This window comes from Flavobacterium sp. YO64 (genome assembly GCF_004119505.1).
In the GTDB taxonomy this organism is placed as follows: Bacteria; Bacteroidota; Bacteroidia; order Flavobacteriales; family Flavobacteriaceae; genus Flavobacterium; species Flavobacterium oncorhynchi.
Genome location: NZ_NRQV01000013.1, coordinates 44,537 through 69,780, shown reverse-complemented (window position 1 = coordinate 69,780; position 25,244 = coordinate 44,537). Strand labels below are relative to the sequence as shown.

The window sequence follows — 25,244 nt, the reverse complement described above, 5'->3', positions numbered from 1 at the left end:
TAGATATTGCTTAATTACTAAATTATTGTAATCTTTTTCAATGGAACTTTCCAAACAATTTTGAAGCTTCGTTATAAGCACTTTCAAAGCTTAAGGAATTAAGTCCCGTTGTTTTTTTATTAGCAGTAAAATAAGAGATCAATTTTTCGGTTGGCATATTTCCTGTTAGTTTATCTGTTGCCATCGGACAGCCGCCAAATCCTTGAATTGCTCCATCAAAACGTGTACATCCTGCTTTTGCAGCGGCATCAATTTTCTCAAACCAACTATTGGGAGTAGTGTGCAAATGCGCTCCAAACTCAATTTGCGGATATTTCGGAATTAAATTGGAAAAAAGATAGGTAATAACTTCTGGCGTCGAACTTCCAACAGTATCTGAAAGTGATAAAATTTTTACGCCCATTCCTGCCAGTTTTTCTGTCCATTCAGCCACGATTTCAACATTCCACGGATCTCCATAAGGATTTCCAAATCCCATTGAAAGATAAGTAACAACCTCTTTCTTTTTTTTATCGGCAATCTCTAGAATTTCTTCAAGAGTTATCAAAGATTCTGCAATGGTTTTATGGGTATTACGCATTTGAAAATTCTCTGATATCGAAAAAGGAAAGCCTAAATACTGAATTGACTCATGTTCTGAAGCCAAAGCTGCTCCTTGTGTATTTGCAATTATCGACAAAAGCTTACTTGTAGTTTGAGACAAATCAAGTTGTGCTAAAACCTCGGCAGTATCTTGCATTTGCGGAATTGCTTTAGGCGATACAAAACTTCCAAAATCAATAGTATCAAACCCTACACGAAGTAAAGCCTGAATATAGGTCACTTTATTTTTTGTGGGAATAAATGCTTTAATACCTTGCATGGCATCTCGCGGACATTCGATAATCTTGATTTCTGTATTCAAAACTTACTCTTTTGTAAAGGCTAAGTTAGTTCCTTTTTTAAAGAAATAAAAATTAAGTCGTTTTGTATAATTCGTTTTTTTAACCATGTAAGTGTCATAACTATTAGCACATTTATTCCTATGCTATTACCAAAAATAGTAATAAAAATAAATATTCCTAAAAACGGTAATAAATACAAATATTACCTATAAATGTAATATTTAAAAATATTACCTATATTTGTAATAGAAATTCTATCATTTTTTAATTATATTTGATGTTATGATTAGTGTAATTACAGGCGACATAATTGATTCCAGACAACAGCAATCAAAACATTGGGTTGAGGATTTAAAAAAAATCCTAGCTCAATTTGGCGATACACCAAATCAATGGGAAATCTACAGAGGCGATGAATTTCAAATTGAAATTGAAAATCCCGAAGAGGCTTTATTAACTGCCATTTTAATAAAAGCACGTTTAAGAGCTATAAAACTAGATGCCCGAATGAGTATTGGTTTTGGCAGCAAAACACATAATGCCGCAAAAATATCCGAAAGTAACGGAACTGCTTTTATTCATTCCGGCGAACTTTTTGGAACTTTAAAAAAACAAAAGGTAACACTGGCTCTACGAACTGCCGACATTGATTTTAATGAAAAACTGAATCTAATGTTGCAGCTGGCTTTAACCTTTATGGACAACTGGCTGGTACAATCTGCTGAATTTACAGCTTTGGCAATAGAAAATCCAACTCTGTCTCAAGAAGAAATTGGTCATAAATTAGGTATTAACCAAGCCGCTGTGAGCCGCAGGCAAAAACGTGCTCAATTTGATTTGGTTATCACTTTAGACCGCTATTTTAGAACGCAAATAAAACAACTTACAGCTCCATGATTTTATTTATAAAACTGTTTTTAGCTCATTTATTAGGAGATTTTATATGGCAGCCCAACAAATGGGTCGCTGATAAAGAAACGAAGAAACATAAAAGTTTTTATTTATATCTTCATGTTTTACTGCACGGAATTTTGGCAGCAATTCTAGTTGGAGAAATCAATTTTATACCTTACGCAGCATTCATAGCCATTACCCACGGCTTTATAGATTTTATCAAACTTAATTTTCAGAAGAAGAAAACGAAACGCACTTGGTTTGTTGTAGACCAAATTGTACATATTTTGATTCTGATTGGCATCAGCCTTTTATACCAAAATAAAAATATGATTCATTTTTGGCTTGATGATAAATTTTGGATTTTAGTAACGGGAATTATATTTATAACTAAACCTGCTTCTATTTTTATTAAAACCATCATCTCAATTTGGAGTCCTGAAAGTCAAAACAGTAATCAAGATAACTCACTTGCCAATGCAGGAAATTACATTGGCCTATTAGAGCGTTTATTTATATTCTGCTTTATCCTTTTGGGGCATTTTGAAGCAATTGGATTTTTGCTGGCCGCAAAATCTATTTTTAGGTTTGGAGATTTAAAAGAAGCCAAAGATCGAAAACTAACTGAATATGTTTTGATTGGCACTTTAATCAGTTTTGGAATCGCAATACTTGTTGGACAAGTTGTTCAGATACTAATTTTATAACTGACTTAAAACTTTCTTGTTTATAGCTTTTATAAGTGCAGGGCCTTCATAAATAAAACCTGTGTATAATTGCACTAAACTTGCACCTGCATTAAGTTTTTCGATTGCATCATCTGCAGAATGAATTCCTCCTACTCCAATAATTGGAAATGCTTTATTGCTTTTTTCCGAAAGAAAACGAATTACTTCTGTAGAACGTTTTGTTAACGGCTTTCCAGACAAACCTCCCGTTTCAGATTGGTTTTGAGATTGTAAACCATCTCTTGAAATAGTCGTATTTGTAGCAATTACACCCGCAATTTGAGTTGTTTTTACAATATCAATAATATCTAACAATTGCTCATCTGTAAGATCTGGAGCAATTTTTAAAAGAATTGGTTTTACTTTTTGAGTGCTAGTTTTTTGTTTCTCGATATTTCGATCTTGCAAAGTCTGCAATAAAGCTGTTAAAGGCTCTTTATCTTGTAATGCTCTTAGATTTGGTGTATTTGGAGAGCTTACATTTACCACAAAATAATCAACATGATTAAACAAAGCATCGAAACAAATGATATAATCATCAACCGCATTTTCATTTGGTGTCACTTTATTTTTTCCGATATTTCCACCAATTAAAACTCCTGAATTCTTTTTCAAACGTTCTACAGCTTCAATAACTCCGCCATTATTAAAGCCCATTCGGTTAATAATTGCCTGATCTTCTTTTAAACGGAACAAACGTTTTTTAGGATTTCCTTCCTGACCAACCGGCGTTACAGTTCCAATTTCGATAAAACCAAAACCAAAATCAGAAAGTTCCTTATACAACTTGGCATCTTTGTCAAATCCAGCCGCAAGTCCAACTGGATTTTTGAATTTAATTCCAAAAACTTCTCTTTCTAAACGAGAATCTTTTACCTCATAAATAGATCGTATAATTGATGAAACTCCAGGGATTTTTGAAATGAATTTTACAAATGAAAAAGTAAAGTAATGCACTTCTTCAGGATCAAACCAAAAAAGTATCGGACGGATTATCAATTTATACATAAGTGTGTTGTTGTTATTTTTTTCGGATGCAAATTTAAATATTATAGTTTAAAAAGGTGCTTTTTACAGAAAACAAATTACAAGAGTTTTCAAATCAATTTTAACATAAAAATTAAAAACATTTTAAAAAACTAAAAATATTGAGTCAAAATTTACTTTTTTGACGTTGCAAGTTATAAAATGAAACGATTTAAGCTCTTCGCACAAACCTGTTTGGGTCATTTATTATTTAATTTTGAGCTATTTACAGCTTTAAACTAATATTTCATTAATACAGACTCTAAATGTTTTCTACTATTAATCATATTAAGATAACAGTTTTCCTGGCAACGATTTTTTATTTAGTCAGTTACAACAGTATTACAGCTCAAGAAAGCGAAAAGAAAACATTTAGTCCGCATCATCAAATAGGAATATCAATTAATCATGCTCATGTTTTTGAAGGGCGTGATGACGAAGGAAATCATGAAGTATTAAATCTCCCTGCATGGGGAGTTGATTACACGTATCAATTTCACGAAAAATGGGCAATTGGTCTGCATACCGATTTTATTATTGAAAAATTTAAAGTCGAAAAAACATATGCAAGCGGTGACGATAAAGAAACTGTCGAACGCAGTTATCCTATCGCTCCTGCAGTTATGGGAATCTATAAACCTAGCGAATCATGGAGTATTCTTTTAGGATTTGGAGGAGAATTTGCCAAAGAAGAAGATTTCTTTTTGACGCGAGCCGGAGTAGAATATGGTTATGAACTTCCAAAAGATTGGGAAATATTTGGAACTTTCAGCTACGACTTAAAATGGAATGCATATGACAGTTGGGGAATTGGTTTAGGAATTGCAAAAAACTTTGGAAGAAAATAGCCGTACTAAGTAACTATAAATTATTACAAACATTCTAAACATATGCATAACGCAAACATTCTAACAAACGTATCGAATACTTTTCTTCTCAGCTTAGTACTATTATTTAGTTTAGATGGTTCAGCGCAGCAATTGAAAGAAAAAGATACTACTAAACTAATGAATGTTCGTTATGGAGATAAGGGAATAGAACTACAAACCAAAGACAATAAATTTCTATTTCAATTACAAAGCCGATTTCAATTTAGATTTTCTACTCCCTATGATACTGATCCTTTAACTTATGATGATTACAGCCAAGATGCCAAAACCACCTTTAAAATAAACCGCGCCAGACTTAAAATTGGCGGACACGCTTTTGAACCTTGGTTGAAATACTACTGGGAATATGAATTAAGCCAGTCCAATTTACTAGACTTTAGAATAATGATTGAAAAATGGGAATGGCTGAGCTTTAAAGTCGGGCAATGGAAAACTGAATTTACCCGCGAACGTTTTATCAGCAGCGGTGAACAGCAAATGGTCGAACGATCACTTATTAACCGCCCTTTTACCGTCGATCGCCAATTGGGTTTTGAAGTGTACGGACATTTGAAAGGGAGCGGTATTGCCGATTTTAATTATTGGGCAGCTGCTTTAACAGGAACAGGTCGAGGCAGTACTTCAAACGATGACAATAATTTAATGTACTTTGGAAGAGCACAGTGGAACTTTTTGGGACGCTTTCTTGATTTTGAAGGCTGCGATTTAGAGTTTCATGAAAAACCCACTCCAATTGTTGCTTTTTCTGCCATAACCAATAGAAGCCCTTATACTCGCTTTTCTCAAGCAGGAGGAGGTTCTTTAGACGGGTTTGAAAATGGCTTACCTGGTCAATACAGAGTAAATCAATGGAATTTAGAAACTGCATTTATGTATCGCGGTTTTTCTTGGCAAAGCGAATTGCATACCAAAGAAATTATTGATAAATTGAATAATAATGACATAACAACTTTAAAAGGATACTATGTTCAGGCTGGTTATTTTTTTCACAATGTACTTGATTGGTGGCCAAAACACTTAGAAATGGCAGGAAGACACGCTTCCTATCGCCCAGATAACAGTATAAAACAAAATTTGCAAAACGAAACAACCCTTGCTTTTAACTGGTTCTTTAAGGGGCATAAAAACAAGCTCACTTCAGAGGTTTCCTATTTTAGTTTTCAGGACAAAACCTTGCCTTTAGAACAAGGCTGGCGTTTTAGAATACAATGGGATATTTCTCTATAACAGTTAAAATGACATTGCAGCAATTCAAAATATTCGATTTAAAATTCTATACAAAGTATATTTTTTAATAACTTTAACCAACATAAAAATCTGAAAATGAAAAACTTAACTAAAACTCTAAAAAAAGGTGCATTACTATTTTTAGCTGGATCATTTTTTTTGATTTCAATAGATAGTACTGCACAGCGTCGAGGCGGTGGTGGCGCACATAGACCTGCCGGCGGAATGCAGAGAGGCGGTGGTGCAATACAAAACAGACCAGCAACTCAAGCGAGACCAGCAGCAAATAGACCCGGCGCAAATAATTCGGGAACTAAAATAAACAGACCTTCTAACTCTTCCAACTCAAAAATTGGTGGTAGAACTACAACCAACAATAGAAATTCAAATACTGTAAATAGAAACAAAACAGGAAACAGAAATACCAATATTAGCGGCAATACTGTTAATCGAAATAGAAACAACGTCAATATTAATGTTAACAACAGCGTTCACGTTCGCAACAACCGTAATACGGTAGTGAGACCAGGCTACAGACCATATACACGTCCTCCTTATGTATATGGCGGATATCGCTACAACTGCTATCACCCGTATTACCCACGTCCTTACGCACCATTTTATTGGGGACCAGTTTGGCATCCTTGGGGATTTTTCGTAGCAACTCTAGCAGTTACAGCAATCGTAGTCAGCGTCGAAAATGAAAAATATCATTACGATCAAGGCGTTTGGTACAGCTCTACAAATGGAGGTTATACAGCAGTGCCTGCTCCAGTTGGAGGTACCGTAAACAATATTCCGAGTGGAGCCGAAACTGTCAATACTGGAACAGTCAATAACTATTATTACGGAGGAACGTATTATGAAAAAGACGGAAGTAATTATAAAGTTGTTGCACCAACAGCAGGAACTTTAGTAGACAATCTGCCTGAAGGCGGTGAAGAAGTAACTATTGGAGACAATAAATACGTAAAATTTGGAGAGACCTACTACCAATCCGTTCAAGTTGATGGAAAGAATAAATATGAAGTTGTGAATGTTGAAAAAGACAATTAATTTTTAAATTCTACTAATTCAGTATACTATTAAAAATAATTTTATTTACTTTTATACCTATCTATTAACAACCATTATCAGCTTAAAATTTTTACAATGAAAAATAAAACCTACTGGATATTTGCCGTGCTGACTATCTCTATTATTTCAATTGCTTATGGCTACACCAAACTAATCTCACCAAAGCAAAAAATGGCAGTAATGGATTGTGCCGAAAAGCCTGATACATCTATAGCTTCAGTTTTTACTCCAACTATTGAAAATAAAAATAAACCATCAGGAACAGCTCCAAAAGGAATGGTTTGGATTCCTGGAGGCGAATTTTCAATGGGAAGCAATGTTGAAGATGAAAGTTTATGCAGTATAAAAGGTGTTACAAAAGATGCCGCTCCTGTACATAGAGTTTATGTTGACGGGTATTATATGGACGAAACCGAAGTTACAAATGAACAATATGCTGAATTTGTAAAAGCTACGGGATACATAACTGTTGCTGAACAAAAACCAACTAAAGAAGAATTTCCAACAGCTGCCGAAGAAGATCTAGTAACGGGTTCTGTAGTATTTAATCCTACTGATGCTGCTGTAAATTTGAACAATTTTCTGCAATGGTGGGCCTATATTCCTGAAACGGACTGGAAACATCCGCTTGGTCCTCAAAGTTCTTTAAAAGGAAAAGAAAAATATCCAGTTGTACATATTACTTACGAAGATGCTGCTGCCTATGCAAAATGGGCAGGAAAAAGACTTCCAACTGAGGCGGAATGGGAATTTGCGGCAAGAGGTGGTAAAACGGGAGAAATTTACGCTTGGGGAAATGTTTTAAAACCTAAAGGAAAATTTCAAGCCAATATTTACCAAGGACATTTTCCAATTAAAGATGGAGATACAGGCGAAGATGGTTTTAAAGGCATTGCTCCAGTAAAACAATATGCTCCAAACTCCTACGGTCTTTACGATGTTGCTGGAAATGTTTGGGAATGGACAAGCGATTGGTACAGTGTAGATTACTATAAATCTTTAAGCGAAAGCGGAAAAGTAGCCAAAAATCCACAAGGTCCCGATGCTTACAATGATCCTGCAGATCCAAGCCAAATAAAACGCGTGCATCGAGGCGGTTCATTTTTATGTACAGATCAATATTGCACCAGATATATGGTTGGAACCAGAGGAAAAGGAGAAATTCGATCTGCAGCCAATCATCTTGGTTTTAGATGCGTTAAAAGTATTTAAAGGAAAAAATCATATTAAAAAAGGATTCTGTTTTCAGAATCCTTTTTTTGTTTTTAGAGACAACTTACTCAATATATCTGCTGAAAAAATTACTTATATTTGCTAAAAATTAAAAAAAATGCAACACATCATAGATCGTTTTATCAGTTATGTAACAATTGATACTGAATCAGATCCGAATTCGAAAACTACTCCAAGTACAGAAAAACAATGGAATCTTGCTAACAAATTAGTTGAAGAACTAAAAACTATAGGTTTGACAGAGGTTACTATTGACGACAAAGCTTATATCATGGCGACTTTGCCAAGCAATGTTGATCATGAAGTGCCTACAATTGGATTTGTTTCTCATTTTGATACTTCTCCAGATTTTAGCGGTGCAAATGTAAAACCACAAATTGTAGAAAATTATGATGGAAAAGACATTGTTCTAAATGCGGAAAAAAACATCATTTTATCTCCAGATTATTTCAAAGATTTATTGCAATATAAAGGACAAACTATTATTACAACTGACGGAACTACTTTGTTGGGTGCCGATGATAAGGCTGGAATTACTGAGATTGTTTCCGCAATGGAATATTTAATTCAGCATCCGGAAATTAAACACGGAAAAATTAGAATTGGTTTTACACCTGACGAAGAAATTGGCCGCGGTGCACATCATTTTGATGTTGAAAAATTTGGTGCTCAATGGGCATACACGATGGATGGAAGCCAAATTGGCGAATTAGAATACGAAAATTTCAATGCAGCGGGCGCGAAAATTACTTTCAAAGGAAAAAGCGTTCACCCAGGATATGCTAAAGGAAAAATGATAAACTCAATGCTGCTGGCAAATGATTTTATCAATGAACTTCCAAAAGGTGAAACACCGCAAGAAACAAAAGGTTACGAAGGTTTTTTCCATGTACATCATATAAAAGGCACTATCGAAGAAACTGTTTTAGAATTAATTATTCGTGATCATAACAAAAAGAAATTCGAAAAACGTAAAGAGTTAATCGTTAAAATTGCTAAAAAATTCAACAAGAAGTTTGCTAAGAAATTTGGCGAAGATATTGTAATTGCTGAAGTAAAAGATCAATATTACAACATGAAAGAAAAGGTACTTCCTGTTAAACATATTGTAGATATTGCTGAAAAAGCAATGCGAGAACTAGACATTAAACCAATCATAAAGCCAATTCGAGGTGGAACTGATGGCTCTCAATTGTCTTTCATGGGATTACCTTGCCCAAATATATTTGCAGGTGGACATAATTTTCATGGAAAGTACGAATATGTTCCTGCCGAAAGTATTCAGAAAGCAACAGATGTTATTGTAAAAATTGCAGAACTTACTGCAATTCCAGGAATTTTTGAAGCAGCCGAAAAACCTAAAAAGAAAAAATAATTGGAACCTAATTCTGATAAAAAACACGTTTGGGACAAAGTCAATAATTGGCAGGAAGAATTACTTTTCCTTAAGTCAATTATTGATAAAACTGAACTAGTTGAAACGATAAAATGGGGCGGCCCTATTTATGTTTACGACAAAAAAAATGTTATTGGAATTGGAGGTTTTAAAAATTACTTTGCTATTTGGTTTCTTAACGGAGTTTTTCTAAAAGACGAAAAAAAGAGACTTATCAATGCTCAGGAAGACAAAACAAAATCTATGCGTCAATGGCGTTTTACTTCGAAAGAAGAGGTTAACGAAAAAGAGGTTTTAGAATATATCTTAGAAGCGATTGAAAATGAAAAGCAGGGTAAAATCATTAAACCTTCAAAAAAGGAAATGATAGTCTCTGTACTTCTTGACAAAGAAATGATTCAAAACCCAGCCTTAAAGGAAGCTTTTCATAAGTTTACCCCTTACAAGCAGTACGAGTTTTTAGAATATATAGAAAGTGCTAAGCAGGAAAAAACGAAACTTTCGAGGATCGAAAAAGTGATTCCGATGTTATTAGCAAATGTTGGACTGAATGATAAATACAGATAGTATTTAAAAAATTAAATTCCACGTTATACAAAACCTTTGTCAAAGTTTAAAACTTTGACAAAGGTTTTTCTTTTTTGTCATTTCGAGGTACGAGAAATCGCACTAGAAACTCTACAAAGATTGACGATATGCTTTGCGGAATTTCTAGTGCGATTTCTCCCTTCGGTCGAAATGATAAAAAACAACAAAAAAAATCCCAAACTCCTTTTGGAATTTGGGATTTCAAATATTGTAATTTAAAAAATTAAGCCTTTTTATTCAAAGCAGCGCTCATTTCCATAGAAATAGCCGAACGCTCTATTTTTAATTTTCCAGACATTGTTTCAATGATAACTGAAGTTTCAGCAAGCTCAACAACTTTACCGTGGAAACCGCTTTTTGTAATTATTTTATCACCTACTTTTAGGCTGCTTTCAAATTCTTTTTCGTTTTTTGCTCTTTTTTGCTGTGGTCTGATCATGAAGAAATAGATTACCACAAACATTAATAGAAATGGCGCAAATTGAGTTAATTGTCCCATAATTGAAATTCTGTTTTTGATTTATATTAATATTTTCTTTTGGAATTTATAAACTGGAATTTATCCTTTTTACATTAGTCCTCTTCCAACTTTAACCATTTTTTTATTGGTTGTAAGTTCCTTAACAAGATTATCTAAAATTCCGTTGATAAAAATACTACTTTTTGGTGTAGAATACTCTTTTGCAATTTCTAAATATTCGTTAAGAGTTACTTTTACTGGAATTGAAGGGAATTTCAAGAATTCGCAAATTGCCATTTTTAAGATAATCGTATCAATTTCGGCAATCCTTTCACTGTCCCAATTTGGTGTTTTATCATCATATTCTTTAGCTAAAACAGCTTCGTTTAAAACTGTTCTTCTAAATAAATCTTTAGCAAAATCCTTATCCTCAACATCTTTATACAATTTAGGAACTCTAAAATCGTCTGGATCTTCAGTTTTAATTGCTTTCAATTGTTTAATGATATGTGTATTTACAACCGGAATATCATCAACCCAAGTTAATTTATCGTCTTCAAGATATTCGTATAATTTATCATTTGGAACAATAACTTCAGCAAATAAATCAGCAATAAACTGTTTGTCTTCCTCAAAAGTATTAACGTTGTTGCTCATGTATTTTTTATACAAATCGCTTGCTTTAATATCATTTAAAAGTAAAATGATATAATCATCGTTTAACGTCCAGTTGTTGATTTTACGATTTTCTAAAGCGATACTAAGGGAATTGCTCTCGGCAAGAAGTTGAAAAATTTTGTTTTTAATAAATTTTTCGTTTGGATTACGTTCTGCAGCAGTTGCAAGATGTTTTTTGCTTGAAAGATGTAAAAAAACAGATTCTTTTTTGCAAATTTCAATCAATGAAGAAAGCATTATAAGATATAAATCCTGAATATTATCAATGCTGTAAAAAAGAAACTTCTCTTCTTTTTCCATATTATCAGAACCGCTTTGATGCATTGCATAAATGGACTGCATTACTTTAACGCGTATGTGTCTTCTATTTACCACCTTGTAAGAACATTTAAAAATTAGTCTGCAAAATTAGGAATTTCAATCCTTATATTAAAATTAAATCAACAAAAAAAGTCTCGATTATTAGCCCTATTTTAAAGATTACTTAAAAAATACGACTAAAACCGAGACTCTAAATTCTAAAATAAGCTTTTATTACTTTTTGCTGTTTTCAATTTTTCTTGCATCAATACGATTTTGAGCAATTGTAAGTGCAGCTTTATGCGTAGTCATTCCGTTTTTCACAGCATAATCGATAATCTCTAAAGTAGTATTGTAGATATTTTCTGTTTTCGCCATGATTTCTGCTTTACCGTAATGCTCTAATTCAGCATAAACATTGATAATTCCACCAGCGTTGATTAAGAAATCTGGAGCATATAAAATTCCTCTTTCTTGTAATCTCGCACCGTGAACATTCTCATCTGCCAATTGGTTGTTTGCAGCACCAGCAATAACTTTAGCTTTAATTTTGTTAACTGTATTATCGTTAATAGTTGCTCCCATTGCACATGGCGCATAAATATCAACATCTGCAGTATATAAATCCTCACCAGTATAAATTGTCGCATTGTATTTTGAAGCAACCTGATATAATTTTTCTTCGTTAATATCAGTAATGGTTACCTGAGCTCCTTCTTTAGTTAAATATTTAACCAAAGTTTCACCCACGTGTCCAATTCCTTGAACTAAAACTTTTTTACCATCTAAAACATCAGAACCAAATTGGCTTTTTGCTGCCGCTTTCATTCCTAGATAAACACCGTAAGCTGTTACAGGAGAAGGATTTCCAGAACCACCTCTTTCTTCAGAGATTCCAGTTACGTAAGGAGTTACATCTCTTACTGTATCCATATCTTTAGTTTCCATTCCAACATCTTCAGCAGTAATATATCTTCCGCTTAAAGAGTGAACAAACTCACCAAATTTACGCATTAATTCAGGTGTTTTTTGCGTTTTAGCATCACCAATAATTACTGCTTTACCACCTCCGATATTCAAACCGGTGATAGCTGATTTATAAGTCATACCTCTTGAAAGACGCAAAACATCGTTTAACGCTTCCCATTCAGTATTGTAATTCCACATTCTAGTACCACCTAAAGCTGGACCCATAACCGAATTATGAATACCAATAATTGCTTTTAAACCTGTATCTTTGTCATTGCAAAATACAATTTGTTCGTGATCGTCAAAAGATAATTGACCAAAAACAGGATCCATTTTTTGAAGTTCCTTTCCAGTTGCGAAAGCTGCATCCATAGCGCTAGTATTAATTAGTTAAAATTATGAATTTGTCAAAAAGACTTCTCAAACTTAAACAAAAAATACACTTGTGCTAATTTTTTATCTATATAATAACAATTACACAATATATTATTTCTGATTTAATTGCATTTTATTATAATTTTAATTAAGAATAATTCATAAAATTAAATCAATTCAATATTGAATCTCTTAAAAAAATGAAAGAATTAAGCTATTTAAACAAATATTTCATTAAGTACAAATACAGTTTTTCTTTAGGTATTTTAATCACCATAATCGCACAAATATTTTTCTTATTTACTCCAAAATTAGTCAGCAAGTGTTTTGACGTCATCGAGCGCTTTCTAAAATTATCAGAATCAGATCGAAACTCTGCAATCATTGTCGATTTCTATCAGCGAGAATTAATTCATAACGCACTATTAATCACTGCAAGTGCTATTGTTGGTGGATTTTTAACCTTTTTAATGCGTCAAACTTTGATTGTAATGTCGCGTCATATTGAGTTTGATTTGAAAAATGAGGTTTTTAAACAATACGAAAATCTTTCTCAAAATTTCTACAAGCAAAACCGAACGGGAGATTTGATGAACAGAATCAGCGAAGACGTTTCTAAAGTTCGTATGTATGTAGGTCCTGCAGTAATGTATTCTATAAATACTTTTATTCGTTTTGCGATTGTTATACTATATATGTATAATGTTTCGCCTTTACTTACTTTATATACCATTCTGCCTTTACCAATTTTATCCTATTGTATTTTCAAACTAAGTTCTGAAATCAATAAGCGTAGCACCACCTTTCAACAATACTTATCAAAAGTTTCGAGTTTTTCGCAGGAAATATTTTCAGGAATTAGAGTTATAAAAGCATATTCCCTAGAAAACCAACATCAAAACAACATGATTGATCTTGCGGAAGAGAGCAAACGTAAAAGCTTAAGTCTAGCAAGAGTTCAATCGCTATTTGGTCCTTTAATGATTGCTCTGATCGGAATCAGTAATTTAGTTGTGATTTATTTTGGAGGCGTAATGTACATTAACGGAACCATTCCGAATATTGGAACTATTGCCGAATTTATACTATATGTAAATATGCTTACATGGCCTGTTGCTTCCTTAGGATGGGTTTCATCAATGGTTCAAGAAGCCGAAGCGTCTCAAAAGCGTCTAAATGATTTTTTGAAAATCGAGCCAGAAATCAAAAACAACAATCCAAACTCATCTGATATTCAAGGTTCAATTGCTTTTGAAAATGTAAGTTTTACTTATGATGACACTAATATTGAAGCTTTAAAAAATGTCACTTTTACGGTAAAAAAGGGAGAAACATTAGCCATTTTAGGAAAAACTGGTTCTGGAAAATCAACTATCTTATCTTTAATATCACGTTTGTATGATGTTACTGATGGAAGAATAACGATTGACGGAAATGAAATCAGTACTTTAAACTTAAATGATTTGCGAAATAATATTGGAATTGTTCCTCAAGACGCATTCTTGTTTTCAGACACAATCAAGAACAACATCAAATTTGGCAATCAAAATGCAACAGATGAAGAAGTGATTGAAGCCGCCAAAAGTGCCGTTGTACATGATAATATTGCCGCTTTCAACAAACAATACGACACTATTTTAGGTGAAAGAGGCATAACGCTTTCAGGCGGACAAAAACAACGTGTGTCGATTGCGAGGGCAATTATAAAAAATCCAGCCATTTTACTTTTTGACGATTGTTTATCTGCGGTAGATACCGAAACAGAAGAAACAATCTTAAATAACCTTTTTGAAATTTGTAAAGATAAAACTACAATAATAGTAAGCCATCGTGTTTCCTCTGCAAAGAATGCTGATAAAATTATAATTTTAGAAGATGGTAAAATCATTCAACAAGGCTCTCATAATCAATTAATAAATCAGGAGGGCTATTATTCATCGTTATATTTAAAACAACTTTCGGAAAAAGAATTACTTTAATTGTTGCGTAATAGATAATTTTTTATGATTTTTGAGTACTATTAATTCCAAAAAATGATAGAACGTATTATGAGAGAAAATGACATGTTAGAAAAAGAAGAGATTTTTTCTAAAGTATTACGAGCAGGAAGAAGAACTTATTTCTTTGATGTGAGAGCTACTAAAGCTGACGATTATTATATCACAATTACTGAGAGTAAAAAATTTACTGAAGAAGATGGTTCTTTTCATTTTAAAAAACACAAAATTTATTTATACAAAGAAGATTTTAGTGCTTTTGCCGAAATATTAGAAGAAATGACTTCATACGTTTTGAACCACAAAGGCGAAGAAGTAATTTCTGAGAGACACCAAAAAGATTTTAAAAAAGAATACAGTTCTGATAAACCTGAAGGACAAAGATCTAGCTTTACAGATATCGATTTTGACGATATTTAGTCCCATTATAACTTTTTAAAAAGTACAAGTCCAAAATGCTAAACATTTTGGACTTTTTTTATATATTTAAACTCTATAAATTTAGTCGAGATAAAACTAGACCTAAACTTTTAAACTAACCATTTTAATATATAAAAATTCCACGAAATGGAAATACAACTATTAATATTACCAGGCTTGGGAAACTCAGGCGACAAACATTGGCAGACCTTTTGGCATGAAAAATTTAAAAATTCTATTCGTTTAGTTCAGGATAATTGGGATGAACCTGTTCGCGAAGATTGGATATTCCGCTTAAACGAAGCCGTTTCTAAACTTGACAAACCAACTATTTTGATTGCACATAGTTTAGCCGTTTCTTTAGTATTGCACTGGGCAGAAACGAATAACAACAAAAATATCGCAGGCGCATTACTGGTCGCTCCCGCAGATGTCGATTCGCCCGAACACACACCAGATGTTATTAGAAATTTTTCGCCAATGCCGCTTTATAAATTACCATTTCCGTCGATAGTTGTAGCCAGCGAAAATGATCCTTACTCTTTGTTTGAAAGAAAGCGGTATTTTGCTGAAAAATGGGGAAGTGATTTTGTAAATGTCGGGAGGCAAGGCCACATTAACTCCGATTCTGATTTAAAATATTGGGAAGAAGGACAAGCGATTTTGCAAAAGCTGATATCGAATATTAATAAGTAACAAGTAATCAATATTCAGATTTTTAATGTTCAGTTATTTACTTATCTAAAACTGAACATTAAAAATCTGAACACTGAACACTATCCTATACGAAGCCCGTTTTCAACCTTAAAATCTGGAGCTAATAAAATAACATCTCCTTCCTCACCTACAGCGCCCAGAACAAGACATTCGCTCATAAATTTTCCTATTTGTTTTTTAGGAAAGTTTACAACTGCCACAATTTGCCTGTTTAGTAAATCTGCTTTTTGGTAGCGTTTTGTAATTTGTGCAGATGATTTTCTAATGCCAATTTCGGCACCAAAATCTATCGTTAGTTGATACGCAGGTTTTCTCGCTTCAGGAAAATCATTTACCTCTACGATAGTTCCAACTCTCATATCTGTTCTTTCAAATTCGTTCCAAGTTAAATCCATTTTTTAATTTTTGATTATTTACAAACCTATAAATTTTGTCCATAATATCATTATTTCTACAATCTATTTTTTAGAGTTCACTTTACTCTTGAAAGCAGCTCGAGAAGAATTATTCTTGTGCTCTTTTTTTTACAGAAATTAAACCCTATTTTTGAGAACTAATTTTTCATAAAAATGGCACGAACTCCTTCAAATATGATTCCTTTGGGAACAATTGCTCCCAATTTTTATCTAAAAGATACCAATTCTAATAATGAATATTCATTTGAAGATTTGAAAGGATCAAAAGGAACTCTTGTTATTTTTATGTGCAATCATTGCCCGTTTGTTCTTCATGTAATCAAAGAAATCGTAATGATTGCAAATGATTATCGCGTTCAAGGACTTGGTGTAATAGCCATTTCAAGCAACGACATTGAAAAATATCCTGAAGATTCGCCAGAAATGATGACCGAATTTGCTTTTAAAAACAAAATTGATTTTCCTTATCTATTTGATGAAACGCAGGAAATTGCAAAAGCTTATGATGCGGCCTGCACTCCGGACTTTTATTTATTCGACAGCCAAAATCGATTATTTTACAGAGGGCAGCTTGATGATTCAAGACCTGGAAACGGAATTCCGTTAAGCGGAAGCGATTTAAGAAGCGCCATTGATGCCTTAATTTACAATCGTTCTTTAAATACAATTCAAAAACCAAGTATAGGCTGTAATATCAAATGGAAATAAAGAGTGTACACCTTTAAAAAAGTTTACCTATCTTTGTCCTTTCTAATAAACAAATACTCATTTTGAGCACTATAACAATATTTACAGTTTGCCTCCTGCTGTTTTCTTTACGAAGAGAACTGTCTGGTGCTGTTTTTATTTCACATAGTAAGGCCTTTATTAATTAGGCCTCCGTCTATTCCAATTTCTTCTTTCAGGCGGAGGATTTATACCACATTTTAATATTTATTTTTATTTGAAAGAGTAACTTCTCTCAAATAATTTTTTGCTTTTTTTAATTCAACAATTTCAAAGCATTTATTGTACGAAATCTACAATTTGATTTTTTTTGAATTAACAATTATCTAACCAGCCTGAACGAAGAACAAAATTAAAACACAAACATTTAAATTATAATAATAAAATATAGATATATGAAACCAACACCCACATTCTGTAAAACAGATTATCAATTTTTAAGAGAATTGATATTAAAAAGTAAAAACTCAACAAATACTAAAGAAGCAAATCAGCTTTCGCAAGAACTAGATCGTGCAGTTATCAGCAAGGAAGGCGAAATGGACAGCTCTGTTATCCGAATTAATTCTTTTGTAACAATCGAAGATGTAAAGGCAAATAAACAAATGAAAATTCAGATCGTTTTACCTTCATCTGCAGACGTAAAACAATCTAAAATTTCGATTCTTGCTCCACTAAGCGTTGCTATCATCGGATTTAAAGAAAATGACGAAGTCGATTGGGAATTACCTGCTGGTATAAAGACTTTAAAAATAATAGCAGTAGACAATACGGCTGTACATAATTTATAACTTTTTAAACACCTCATTCTGTGACGGTGTTTTTTTTATATCTATCTAAAACAAAAAAAACTATTCAATAGACTTACTGAATAGTTTTAATTATCATTTCTTAAGAGCAAATTATAATTGCGAATGAATATAATTTGTTATTGATGCCATTTTCACATCATCTAACTTTGCTTTCTTCTGCATACGCACCAAAATTGGCTGCCAATCTTCTTTCGTAAAATCTTTTGGTTCGTACAATTTGTGACATCTTGCACAACTATTATCATACAAATTTTTACCCTCTGCTAATTCAGGAGTTAATTCGGCTGCTTTTACCGTTTTAGAAGCCGGCACAGTTGTTTCTGCTGTCGCGGCAGTTGTTTTTTTTGTACCGCACGATGCTAAAAGTAACGTTACAACTGCTAAAGTTAGAATTTTTGTTTTCATTGCCTTGATTTATTTTTAAGTAAATATAAAAAAAATCCCATTCGTCTTGCGAATGGGATTCTATTTAAAATCAATTTAAACTTTATCAGTTTTATTATTTTACGTCCATTAATTCAACGTCAAAAATCAAAGTTGCGTTTGGCGGAATTACTCCTCCTGCACCTGATGGTCCGTAAGCTAAATCAGAAGGAATTACAAAACGAGCTTTGTCTCCAACTTGCAATAAAGCAATACCTTCATCCCATCCTTCAATAACTTGACCTTGACCTAATCTAAATTCGATTGGTTTTTTACGTGGGTAAGATGAATCAAAAACTTTTCCGTTTTCTAAAGATCCTTCATAGTGAACAGAAACTGTTTTTCCAGCTTCAGCTTGTTTACCATCACCTTTTTGAATCATTTTGTAACGTAAACCGCTTTCTGTTTTATCAAAACCAGCAGCTAATTGCTCCATTTTTGCTTCTGATTCTGCTTTTAAAGCTGCTTCACGTTTCAAACGAGCACCTTTTAAACCAATAAAAGCTTCAATTGCATTCCATTTTTGAGCTTCTTCACCAACTCTAATAATTTCTAAAGTTTCAAGTCCGTCACCTTGAGCAACAGCATCAACTACATCTTGTCCTTCGATAACATGGCCAAAAACAGTATGTTTCCCGTCTAACCAAGGAGTTGGAACGTGAGTGATAAAAAACTGAGAACCATTACTTCCTGGACCAGAATTTGCCATAGACAAAACTCCTGGACGATCGTGTTTTAAACTTGACACAAATTCATCATCAAATTTATAACCTGGATCTCCAGTTCCAGTTCCTTTTGGGCATCCACCTTGAATCATGAAATCAGGAATTACTCTATGAAAGTTTAATCCATCATAAAATTTTTGTCCTTGAGGTTTTACTTTATTCTCCATATTTCCTTCTGCAAGAGCTACAAAATTCCCTACGGTTCCTGGTGTTAAATCGTGTGTTAGTTTTACTAAAATCGCACCTTTACTAGTGTTAAATTTAGCGTATATTCCGTTTTCCATTGTTGTTATTTTTAATTTGATTGCAAATTTACAAATTAATTTTTTATCAATTTGTGCTTTCTATTTTTTTAGATTTTGATTTATAAGTAAGTCCATAAACGGTTAATGCCAATAATGACAATACCATACAGCCAATTGCCACAGCGTGCCATCCTCCGAATTTCCACAACAATAATCCGTATGCAGATCCCGCAGCGGTTCCTAGAAAACTAAATGACATAAATACGGTATTTAATCTGTTTCTGGCTTCGGGTAATAGAGAATAAACTCTCGTTTGGTTTGAAATGTGCACTCCTTGAATTCCAATATCAATAAACACAATTCCAATCGCAATTCCGATTACACTTTCTATAGAAAAATAGAAAATTAAAAAGCTTATTAAAATCAATAAACATCCATAGCCAACTGCAATTCTAGAATTTCCTTTGTCTCCAATTTTCCCAACCAAAGGCGCTGCCAATGCTCCAGAAGCACCAACTATACCAAATAAACCAATTGTTGCACTATTAAAATGAAATGGTTCTCCTGAAAGCAATAAAACCATAGTAGTCCAGAATGCCCCAAACTGAGCAAAGCTAAAAACATTAATTAGTGTAGCTTCACGCAAAACGGGCTGTGTTTTTATAAGTGTAAACAAAGATTTTATCAACTCGCCATAAGTACCTTTAAACTGAGGTTTATTCACAGGAAATTTACTTTGGATGACAAAAAAGATCAAAAGACAAATTCCGGCTGCGATATAAAACATGGATCTCCAACCTAAAATCTGACCGATAAAACCACTTAGAGTTCTAGAAAGAAGAATTCCTACTAACAAACCGCTCATAATGGTTCCAATTACTTTTCCTCTTTGTTCAGGAGTACTTAATGAGGCTGCTAATGGTAAAATTAACTGTGGTACAATTGATGTAATCCCAATTAGTAAAGACGCAATTTGTAAAACCAAAAAGCTTTTGGCCACTGCTGCAATAAGTAATGCTATTACAGAAGCAAAAGTGGTTATTAAAATTTGTTTTTTACGTTCTAGTTTATCACCAAGCGGCACCATAAAAAACAACCCAATAGCGTAACCCGCCTGAGTTAAATACGTTATAGTTCCGGCGCTGGCTTCTGGAATTTTAAATTCGTTGGCAATTAAAACAATTAAAGGCTGGCAGTAATAAAGATTTGCAACGATAAGACCAGTGCAAACTGCCATAAAAAGGACATTCGTTTTGGATAAATTCATTTTGCAAAAATACTATTCTAATTGGAACCAAAACTTTAAAAAAAATATAAAATTTCTAAAGTCTCCATTAAAACCAAGCCTTTTTATACCAATTATGCAGTATCTGAAAACTGTATTATTTCATAAAACCTTCACGCATTGGACTAAAAACATCGGTTAGAAGACCGCTTTCTAAGCAAACAACACCATGAATAGCATGAGGCGGAATGTAAAAACTATCTCCTTCTTTCAGAGTCTGCGTGACACCGCTTATTGTAACATCAAATTTACCGCTTGAAACGTAAGTAACTTGAGAATGATAATGTTCATGCAAGACACCAATTCCTCCTTTTTCAAAATGCACATTAACAAGCATAACGCGATCATCAAAAGCCAATATTTTACGTTTGATTCCTTCGCCTACAACTTCCCATTCTATTTCATCTCCTTTAATAAACTCTTTACTTGTTCCGAAACTCATATTATTTTATTTTTATTGAATGCTTTTAAGGTCTTTTCTTATTAACTGTAATCCTTCAACTAAATTGTTTTCCCTAAAATACTTTTCTAATTCATTTAACCTTTTTACATTATCATACTGAAACCCCGAATATAATTTTCTTTGACAAAGAGAACATAGTCTAATAGAATGTCTATCTGTTTCTATCATACTATTGGTTCCATTCATGACGCAATTTACTTCAATACAATGATGCAAACCAAACATATGCCCAATCTCATGCGAACAAATTTTCAGCAATCGATCTAAGCATAAATTAAAATCAGCCTCTTTCTGCATTCTATAAATAGAACTTACTGCAATTTTATCTCTGTAAGATGCCAGACCAAAAACATAATTCCATTCTGGTTTTGGATACAAATCCTTTTCAGTTATTGCCATTAATGCAATTCTTTTATCAGGACTTTCTTGTTTCAAAACATCTGTCAAAATATATCCTGCTAAAAATTGTTCTTGTCCAACATCTCCAATTCGTCTGGCATGATTTGGAATAATATCATTTGAAACCGTTTCCAAAACCTTGGTTTCAAGCTGAAAGAATATTTGCAAGTATTGACGAACCAATTCAATTTGCTTTAATTGTGAAGAATTAAATTTTCCAATTGGTTTTAAATAGATAATATCCTCTTCTTTTGTTGGAACAACATGTTTAGTCCGAACAAATTGTTCAAAACTTTGTCCTTTCTCTTTATGAGAAAACAACCAATCTCCAAAAACTGGTTCCTCAAGCTTAACATCATTAACTTTAATAGCTACAAAATAAGGTTGAGGCGGTAAAATTTGCTGGGCGTTTAACTGTGACTTTGAATTATTTTCTTCTTTCTTATTCGAATGACAAGAACAAAAAATTACAAACACCAACAAAACAAGTTTCTTCATAAATTATTACTTATTCAGATTAAATTTTTTGAAATAAAATCGCAGCTGGTTTTAATTGAATCAATAGTATTGGGGATATAATTATTCTCCTGTTCTACAAAAAAATACGTCATTCCTGATATTTTTCGCTGCTTGAAAATAGGTTTAAAATCAATAGATCCAGAACCAATTTCAGCATTCAAACTCTGGTTTTCTTTATCCATATCTTTTACATGCCACATTTTAAAACGCCACGGATTTGCAGCAAACAACTCAAGAGGATTGTTGCCTGAGCGAGCAACCCAGTATAAATCTAATTCAAAAAACACTAAATCTTTTTCTGTTTCCTTTAGCAAAATATCATAACCTGTAGCACCGTTTTCTAGTTTTTGAAACTCAAAATCGTGATTATGATACGCAAATTTCAACCCTTCTTGTTTACACATTTTGGCTGCTTCATTCAAACGTGCAGCAATCTTTTTATAATCATCACTATTTTTTCTATACGCTTCATCAATCCATGGAACGGTTAAGAAATCACTTTTTAAAACTTTTGCTGCCTTAATAGCAGCAACCAATTCTTCTTTATTTCCATCATAAAGAAAACTCCCTAAATTATAATGACCGCTGACGGCTTTCAAATCATTTTCATCCAAAATCTTTTTCAATTCTGAAGGAGTTAATCCCCAAAACTGATCTTTGATTGAAAATCCGTAAGTTTCAACAATAGAATAACCAGAATCTGATACTTTCTTTAAAGTTGATTTTACATCTTTTTGAAGTTCCTCACGCAGTGTATATAACTGCAAGCCAATTTCTTTTTTTTCCATATTAAATGCTAATGAGGGCAAAACTAAAACTGCCGCTCCTGCCAAACTACTGTTTATTATAAAATTTCTTCTTGTTACCATCTTTATAAGAAAAAGTAAAACTTAAAACTACACAAATTGATTTTCAAAATCACGAATAAAGTCATCTAGAGCAATTGTAATCTCTTTATTTATGATTTCTCTTTTTTTATTCCTTTTTTCCTTACTCTATTTTACTTTGAGTCTTCTTCTTCAAAGTTATCGAAATAAGTAAAATCTTTTGTAATCATTCCATTTTCGATTGTAAAAATAGTACAGATTGGCAGTTCAAATTTTGAATTATCAGGCGCAGTACCAGTTGAAACAAATTCAACAATTATATGTTTCTCTCCAGAGGGATATATTTGAACAATATTGTCTTTTAAATCTGGAAAAACTTCATTTAATGCTGCATATTTTTCCTGAATTTGTTTGCGAGTTTGCTTTACAATTCCTTGTCCTAATGATGGATCTTTAAAATCGGCAGTTTCAGTATACATTTCTGCCATTTTTTTCCAATTATGGCTATTGAAATATTCAAAATATTGTTTTACTACTTTTTCGTTTTGTGTGGTATCCATTGGTTTTGATTGATTTTGGTTGTTACAGGAAGCAAGTACAAAAATTATAGCAAGTATTATTATTCCATTTTTCATCTATTATTGATTTTTAAGCTTCAATAAAAGTAGTTAAATTTAACAATAATTCACTTAAAGAAACAACAAAAAAGACAACCTTATCCCATTGATTACAAACTACTAAACAAAAAAAAGGCTGTATTAAAATTAATTCGTAAAAACGATTTGCTGAGGAGGATAATTCTGCTTTTCATTTTTATACGAATACACTTTCCCTTCAAAATCAATGTATATATAGGTATAATTCCAATAACTAGGTCCAGCAATTCTCGATTCTGTATTATTAGAATTTTTATAAACTTGATCTGCATAAACCAATATCTGCCCTCGAGCATTGTCAACAGTTCGAATAGGAAAACCCCAGCTTTTAATAAGACTATGTCTCGTTTTACCCGTTAAACCGTCTAAAGTATTTTTTGAGCTTGAGCAAGAGGCAAGAATTACGATCGTGATTAATACTATATATTTTTTCATCTTTTATATTTTGGCTTATTACTTCATATATTGCTTTATAAAAATAATCTTTCTCTCAAAAGAAGAAATAAACCAAGGATTATCAATAGTTTAAATAAACATTAACTTAAACTATTCTCAATGCTCAAATATTTCCATTTAACACACCTAAATGTTTCAAATATTAAATCATTAAAACTTCAAATATTAACTTTGTATCTTTGCAGCAAAACTTTTGAAGAAAAACAATGCGAATTGACATTATAACGATTTTGCCGGAATTATTAAGAAGCCCGTTTGAGGCATCGATTATGAAACGTGCTATTGATAAGGGTTTAGTAGAAGTACATTTTCATAATTTACGCGACTATACAACCAACAAACAAAAAAGTGTTGATGATTACCCTTTTGGCGGAGGTGCCGGAATGGTAATGACTGTACAGCCAATTGACGATTGTATCACACACTTAAAAAGTGAACGCGAGTATGATGAAATCATTTATATGTCACCAGACGGTGAAACATTAAACCAAAAAATGGCCAACAAAATGTCTATGTATGAAAACATTATCATTTTATGCGGACATTACAAAGGTGTTGATCAGCGTGTAAGGGATCATTTTATTACGAAAGAAATTTCTATTGGCGATTATGTTTTATCTGGTGGTGAATTAGGTGCTCTAGTTTTATCTGATGCTTTAATTCGATTAATTCCAGGAGTTTTGAGCGATGAAACCTCAGCATTAACAGACAGTTTTCAAGATAATTTACTTTCGGGCCCCATTTATACAAGACCGGCTGATTATAAAGGATGGAAAGTTCCTGATGTTTTAACGAGCGGACATTTTGCCAAAATTGATAAATGGCGCGAAGATATGGCTTATGAGCACACTAAAAATAGAAGACCTGATCTTTTAGAATAAATTTCAAATATTTAAAATTCCAAACACCAATTAATCAAACAGTTAACAAATTGAAATTTGGAATTTATTTTTATTGGAATTTTATTTTTTTTACTTACATTTGCACCCGAATTGGACTAACCTCTGGCGAGATCCGTGAATGTTACTCTAAATAAAACTATAATAATAAAATTATCATGGCAGATTTATTAAAATTCGTTCAAGACGAATTCGTTGCTAGAAAAGATTTCCCTGAATTTGGAGCTGGAGATACTATTACAGTATTCTACGAAATTAAAGAGGGTGAAAAAACAAGAACTCAGTTTTTTAAAGGAGTTGTTATTCAAAGAAGAGGTTCTGGTAACACAGAAACTTTCACGATTCGTAAAATGTCTGGAGCTATTGGAGTTGAGCGTATCTTCCCAGTAAACTTACCAGCTTTACAAAAAATCGAAATCAACAAGAAAGGTTCTGTTCGTAGAGCTAGAATTTTCTACTTCAGAGAACTTACTGGTAAAAAAGCTAAGATTAAAGATAAAAGAAGATAATCATTTATCTAATTGTTATAAAAAA

At 32.8% G+C, this 25,244-nt stretch carries 29 protein-coding genes; 15 read left to right on the top strand and 14 right to left on the bottom strand.

What is annotated here, in order from left to right; all coding sequences use genetic code 11:
- Positions 1-37: 37 nt before the first annotated feature.
- Positions 38-904 carry a hydroxymethylglutaryl-CoA lyase gene (locus BOW57_RS11295; protein ID WP_129054320.1) on the bottom strand — a complete coding sequence of 289 codons (867 nt, stop codon included), beginning with the start codon at positions 902-904 and terminating at the stop codon, positions 38-40.
- Between the two features lie 262 nt (positions 905-1,166).
- Between BOW57_RS11295 and BOW57_RS11290 the strand changes: the two genes are divergently transcribed.
- Positions 1,167-1,781: a hypothetical protein gene (locus BOW57_RS11290; RefSeq protein WP_129054318.1), complete on the top strand. Its 615-nt coding sequence runs from the start codon at positions 1,167-1,169 to the stop codon at positions 1,779-1,781.
- Entirely contained in the window at positions 1,778-2,485 is a 708-nt protein-coding gene (locus tag BOW57_RS11285; protein ID WP_129054316.1) for a DUF3307 domain-containing protein, read from the top strand. The genes BOW57_RS11290 and BOW57_RS11285 overlap by 4 nt, the downstream gene beginning before the upstream one ends.
- Here the strand turns inward: BOW57_RS11285 and BOW57_RS11280 are convergent.
- Positions 2,480-3,514, bottom strand: a complete 1,035-nt coding sequence (locus BOW57_RS11280) for a quinone-dependent dihydroorotate dehydrogenase (protein ID WP_089055426.1) — start codon at positions 3,512-3,514, stop codon at positions 2,480-2,482. The genes BOW57_RS11285 and BOW57_RS11280 overlap by 6 nt on opposite strands.
- A gap of 284 nt (positions 3,515-3,798) precedes the next feature.
- Between BOW57_RS11280 and BOW57_RS11275 the strand changes: the two genes are divergently transcribed.
- From BOW57_RS11275 to BOW57_RS11250, 6 genes are all read left to right on the top strand, one after another.
- On the top strand, positions 3,799-4,380 hold the full coding sequence (locus tag BOW57_RS11275; RefSeq protein ID WP_129054314.1) for a hypothetical protein: 582 nt from the start codon (positions 3,799-3,801) through the stop codon (positions 4,378-4,380).
- A gap of 42 nt (positions 4,381-4,422) precedes the next feature.
- A complete protein-coding gene (locus BOW57_RS11270) occupies positions 4,423-5,649 on the top strand; it encodes an OprO/OprP family phosphate-selective porin (RefSeq protein ID WP_129054312.1) in 1,227 nt (408 codons plus the stop codon).
- 96 nt (positions 5,650-5,745) lie between these two features.
- Positions 5,746-6,705, top strand: a complete 960-nt coding sequence (locus BOW57_RS11265) for a DUF6515 family protein (protein ID WP_129054310.1) — start codon at positions 5,746-5,748, stop codon at positions 6,703-6,705.
- Positions 6,706-6,801: 96 nt separating this feature from the next.
- The gene (locus BOW57_RS11260; protein ID WP_129054308.1) at positions 6,802-7,938 is read left to right on the top strand and encodes a formylglycine-generating enzyme family protein; all 1,137 of its coding nucleotides are present in this window, start codon (positions 6,802-6,804) and stop codon (positions 7,936-7,938) included.
- 118 nt (positions 7,939-8,056) lie between these two features.
- Positions 8,057-9,334: a peptidase T gene (gene pepT, locus BOW57_RS11255; RefSeq protein ID WP_129054306.1), complete on the top strand. Its 1,278-nt coding sequence runs from the start codon at positions 8,057-8,059 to the stop codon at positions 9,332-9,334.
- Positions 9,335-9,922: a YdeI family protein gene (locus BOW57_RS11250; protein ID WP_129054304.1), complete on the top strand. Its 588-nt coding sequence runs from the start codon at positions 9,335-9,337 to the stop codon at positions 9,920-9,922.
- A 244-nt stretch (positions 9,923-10,166) separates the two neighbouring features.
- Here the strand turns inward: BOW57_RS11250 and yajC are convergent, their stop codons facing one another.
- The 3 genes from yajC to BOW57_RS11235 form a co-directional block, all read right to left on the bottom strand.
- The gene (gene yajC / locus BOW57_RS11245; RefSeq protein WP_089055418.1) at positions 10,167-10,442 is read right to left on the bottom strand and encodes a preprotein translocase subunit YajC; all 276 of its coding nucleotides are present in this window, start codon (positions 10,440-10,442) and stop codon (positions 10,167-10,169) included.
- 69 nt (positions 10,443-10,511) lie between these two features.
- On the bottom strand, positions 10,512-11,423 hold the full coding sequence (gene nusB / locus BOW57_RS11240; protein ID WP_129054428.1) for a transcription antitermination factor NusB: 912 nt from the start codon (positions 11,421-11,423) through the stop codon (positions 10,512-10,514).
- A gap of 192 nt (positions 11,424-11,615) precedes the next feature.
- Positions 11,616-12,722, bottom strand: coding sequence for a Glu/Leu/Phe/Val dehydrogenase (locus BOW57_RS11235; RefSeq protein ID WP_129054301.1), 1,107 nt, complete (start codon positions 12,720-12,722; stop codon positions 11,616-11,618).
- A gap of 203 nt (positions 12,723-12,925) precedes the next feature.
- On the opposite strand from BOW57_RS11235, the gene BOW57_RS11230 reads away from it, so the two are divergent.
- The 3 genes from BOW57_RS11230 to BOW57_RS11220 all read left to right on the top strand — a co-directional run bounded on the left by BOW57_RS11230 (position 12,926) and on the right by BOW57_RS11220 (position 15,838).
- A complete protein-coding gene (locus BOW57_RS11230) occupies positions 12,926-14,704 on the top strand; it encodes an ABC transporter ATP-binding protein (RefSeq protein WP_129054299.1) in 1,779 nt (592 codons plus the stop codon).
- Between the two features lie 69 nt (positions 14,705-14,773).
- Positions 14,774-15,142 carry a PUR family DNA/RNA-binding protein gene (locus BOW57_RS11225; protein WP_078227816.1) on the top strand — a complete coding sequence of 123 codons (369 nt, stop codon included), beginning with the start codon at positions 14,774-14,776 and terminating at the stop codon, positions 15,140-15,142.
- Positions 15,143-15,289: 147 nt separating this feature from the next.
- Positions 15,290-15,838, top strand: coding sequence for an alpha/beta hydrolase (locus BOW57_RS11220; protein ID WP_089055415.1), 549 nt, complete (start codon positions 15,290-15,292; stop codon positions 15,836-15,838).
- Positions 15,839-15,918: 80 nt separating this feature from the next.
- Here BOW57_RS11220 and BOW57_RS11215 read toward each other — a convergent pair whose 3' ends face one another.
- Complete coding sequence (locus BOW57_RS11215) at positions 15,919-16,254, bottom strand: tRNA-binding protein (RefSeq protein ID WP_129054296.1); 336 nt, start codon at positions 16,252-16,254, stop codon at positions 15,919-15,921.
- A gap of 174 nt (positions 16,255-16,428) precedes the next feature.
- On the opposite strand from BOW57_RS11215, the gene BOW57_RS11210 reads away from it, so the two are divergent.
- Together BOW57_RS11210 and BOW57_RS11205 are read left to right on the top strand one after the other, a co-directional pair.
- Positions 16,429-16,983, top strand: coding sequence for a thioredoxin family protein (locus tag BOW57_RS11210; protein ID WP_089055413.1), 555 nt, complete (start codon positions 16,429-16,431; stop codon positions 16,981-16,983).
- A 413-nt stretch (positions 16,984-17,396) separates the two neighbouring features.
- On the top strand, positions 17,397-17,792 hold the full coding sequence (locus BOW57_RS11205) for a GreA/GreB family elongation factor (protein ID WP_089055412.1): 396 nt from the start codon (positions 17,397-17,399) through the stop codon (positions 17,790-17,792).
- 111 nt (positions 17,793-17,903) lie between these two features.
- On the opposite strand, the gene BOW57_RS11200 is transcribed toward BOW57_RS11205, so the two are convergent.
- The 8 genes from BOW57_RS11200 to BOW57_RS11165 form a co-directional block, all read right to left on the bottom strand.
- Positions 17,904-18,218 carry a cytochrome c gene (locus tag BOW57_RS11200; RefSeq protein ID WP_129054293.1) on the bottom strand — a complete coding sequence of 105 codons (315 nt, stop codon included), beginning with the start codon at positions 18,216-18,218 and terminating at the stop codon, positions 17,904-17,906.
- Positions 18,219-18,312: 94 nt separating this feature from the next.
- Positions 18,313-19,245, bottom strand: coding sequence for a peptidylprolyl isomerase (locus BOW57_RS11195; RefSeq protein WP_089055410.1), 933 nt, complete (start codon positions 19,243-19,245; stop codon positions 18,313-18,315).
- 46 nt (positions 19,246-19,291) lie between these two features.
- Positions 19,292-20,443 carry an MFS transporter gene (locus BOW57_RS11190; protein WP_241687434.1) on the bottom strand — a complete coding sequence of 384 codons (1,152 nt, stop codon included), beginning with the start codon at positions 20,441-20,443 and terminating at the stop codon, positions 19,292-19,294.
- A gap of 145 nt (positions 20,444-20,588) precedes the next feature.
- Positions 20,589-20,933, bottom strand: coding sequence for a cupin domain-containing protein (locus BOW57_RS11185; RefSeq protein WP_129054291.1), 345 nt, complete (start codon positions 20,931-20,933; stop codon positions 20,589-20,591).
- 12 nt (positions 20,934-20,945) lie between these two features.
- Complete coding sequence (locus tag BOW57_RS11180; protein WP_129054289.1) at positions 20,946-21,851, bottom strand: archaemetzincin family Zn-dependent metalloprotease; 906 nt, start codon at positions 21,849-21,851, stop codon at positions 20,946-20,948.
- Between the two features lie 14 nt (positions 21,852-21,865).
- Positions 21,866-22,741 carry a sugar phosphate isomerase/epimerase gene (locus BOW57_RS11175; protein ID WP_129054287.1) on the bottom strand — a complete coding sequence of 292 codons (876 nt, stop codon included), beginning with the start codon at positions 22,739-22,741 and terminating at the stop codon, positions 21,866-21,868.
- A gap of 131 nt (positions 22,742-22,872) precedes the next feature.
- Positions 22,873-23,334: a nuclear transport factor 2 family protein gene (locus BOW57_RS11170; protein WP_206734742.1), complete on the bottom strand. Its 462-nt coding sequence runs from the start codon at positions 23,332-23,334 to the stop codon at positions 22,873-22,875.
- 129 nt (positions 23,335-23,463) lie between these two features.
- Positions 23,464-23,790, bottom strand: a complete 327-nt coding sequence (locus tag BOW57_RS11165) for a hypothetical protein (RefSeq protein ID WP_129054285.1) — start codon at positions 23,788-23,790, stop codon at positions 23,464-23,466.
- A 227-nt stretch (positions 23,791-24,017) separates the two neighbouring features.
- On the opposite strand from BOW57_RS11165, the gene trmD reads away from it, so the two are divergent.
- Both trmD and rplS read left to right on the top strand, forming a co-directional pair.
- Entirely contained in the window at positions 24,018-24,692 is a 675-nt protein-coding gene (trmD, locus tag BOW57_RS11160; protein ID WP_089055404.1) for a tRNA (guanosine(37)-N1)-methyltransferase TrmD, read from the top strand.
- 176 nt (positions 24,693-24,868) lie between these two features.
- On the top strand, positions 24,869-25,219 hold the full coding sequence (gene rplS / locus BOW57_RS11155) for a 50S ribosomal protein L19 (protein WP_089055403.1): 351 nt from the start codon (positions 24,869-24,871) through the stop codon (positions 25,217-25,219).
- Positions 25,220-25,244: the final 25 nt, after the last annotated feature.

Bases quoted from the DNA above. Each gene is read 5' to 3' on its own strand.
- nusB (WP_129054428.1), bottom strand. From the start codon at position 11,423: ATGCAGTCCATTTATGCAATGCATCAAAGCGGTTCTGATAATATGGAA.
- BOW57_RS11205 (WP_089055412.1), top strand. From the start codon at position 17,397: ATGAAACCAACACCCACATTCTGTAAAACAGATTATCAATTTTTAAGA.
- rplS (WP_089055403.1), top strand. From the start codon at position 24,869: ATGGCAGATTTATTAAAATTCGTTCAAGACGAATTCGTTGCTAGAAAA.
- pepT (WP_129054306.1), top strand. From the start codon at position 8,057: ATGCAACACATCATAGATCGTTTTATCAGTTATGTAACAATTGATACT.
- BOW57_RS11265 (WP_129054310.1), top strand. From the start codon at position 5,746: ATGAAAAACTTAACTAAAACTCTAAAAAAAGGTGCATTACTATTTTTA.
- yajC (WP_089055418.1), bottom strand. From the start codon at position 10,442: ATGGGACAATTAACTCAATTTGCGCCATTTCTATTAATGTTTGTGGTA.
- BOW57_RS11275 (WP_129054314.1), top strand. From the start codon at position 3,799: ATGTTTTCTACTATTAATCATATTAAGATAACAGTTTTCCTGGCAACG.
- BOW57_RS11215 (WP_129054296.1), bottom strand. From the start codon at position 16,254: ATGGATTTAACTTGGAACGAATTTGAAAGAACAGATATGAGAGTTGGA.
- BOW57_RS11225 (WP_078227816.1), top strand. From the start codon at position 14,774: ATGAGAGAAAATGACATGTTAGAAAAAGAAGAGATTTTTTCTAAAGTA.
- BOW57_RS11180 (WP_129054289.1), bottom strand. From the start codon at position 21,851: ATGAAGAAACTTGTTTTGTTGGTGTTTGTAATTTTTTGTTCTTGTCAT.
- BOW57_RS11200 (WP_129054293.1), bottom strand. From the start codon at position 18,218: ATGAAAACAAAAATTCTAACTTTAGCAGTTGTAACGTTACTTTTAGCA.
- BOW57_RS11195 (WP_089055410.1), bottom strand. From the start codon at position 19,245: ATGGAAAACGGAATATACGCTAAATTTAACACTAGTAAAGGTGCGATT.
- BOW57_RS11270 (WP_129054312.1), top strand. From the start codon at position 4,423: ATGCATAACGCAAACATTCTAACAAACGTATCGAATACTTTTCTTCTC.
- BOW57_RS11170 (WP_206734742.1), bottom strand. From the start codon at position 23,334: ATGAAAAATGGAATAATAATACTTGCTATAATTTTTGTACTTGCTTCC.
- BOW57_RS11230 (WP_129054299.1), top strand. From the start codon at position 12,926: ATGAAAGAATTAAGCTATTTAAACAAATATTTCATTAAGTACAAATAC.
- trmD (WP_089055404.1), top strand. From the start codon at position 24,018: ATGCGAATTGACATTATAACGATTTTGCCGGAATTATTAAGAAGCCCG.
- BOW57_RS11190 (WP_241687434.1), bottom strand. From the start codon at position 20,443: ATGGCAGTTTGCACTGGTCTTATCGTTGCAAATCTTTATTACTGCCAG.
- BOW57_RS11280 (WP_089055426.1), bottom strand. From the start codon at position 3,514: ATGTATAAATTGATAATCCGTCCGATACTTTTTTGGTTTGATCCTGAA.
- BOW57_RS11185 (WP_129054291.1), bottom strand. From the start codon at position 20,933: ATGAGTTTCGGAACAAGTAAAGAGTTTATTAAAGGAGATGAAATAGAA.
- BOW57_RS11290 (WP_129054318.1), top strand. From the start codon at position 1,167: ATGATTAGTGTAATTACAGGCGACATAATTGATTCCAGACAACAGCAA.
- BOW57_RS11260 (WP_129054308.1), top strand. From the start codon at position 6,802: ATGAAAAATAAAACCTACTGGATATTTGCCGTGCTGACTATCTCTATT.
- BOW57_RS11285 (WP_129054316.1), top strand. From the start codon at position 1,778: ATGATTTTATTTATAAAACTGTTTTTAGCTCATTTATTAGGAGATTTT.
- BOW57_RS11210 (WP_089055413.1), top strand. From the start codon at position 16,429: ATGGCACGAACTCCTTCAAATATGATTCCTTTGGGAACAATTGCTCCC.
- BOW57_RS11175 (WP_129054287.1), bottom strand. From the start codon at position 22,741: ATGGTAACAAGAAGAAATTTTATAATAAACAGTAGTTTGGCAGGAGCG.
- BOW57_RS11235 (WP_129054301.1), bottom strand. From the start codon at position 12,722: ATGGATGCAGCTTTCGCAACTGGAAAGGAACTTCAAAAAATGGATCCT.
- BOW57_RS11220 (WP_089055415.1), top strand. From the start codon at position 15,290: ATGGAAATACAACTATTAATATTACCAGGCTTGGGAAACTCAGGCGAC.
- BOW57_RS11165 (WP_129054285.1), bottom strand. From the start codon at position 23,790: ATGAAAAAATATATAGTATTAATCACGATCGTAATTCTTGCCTCTTGC.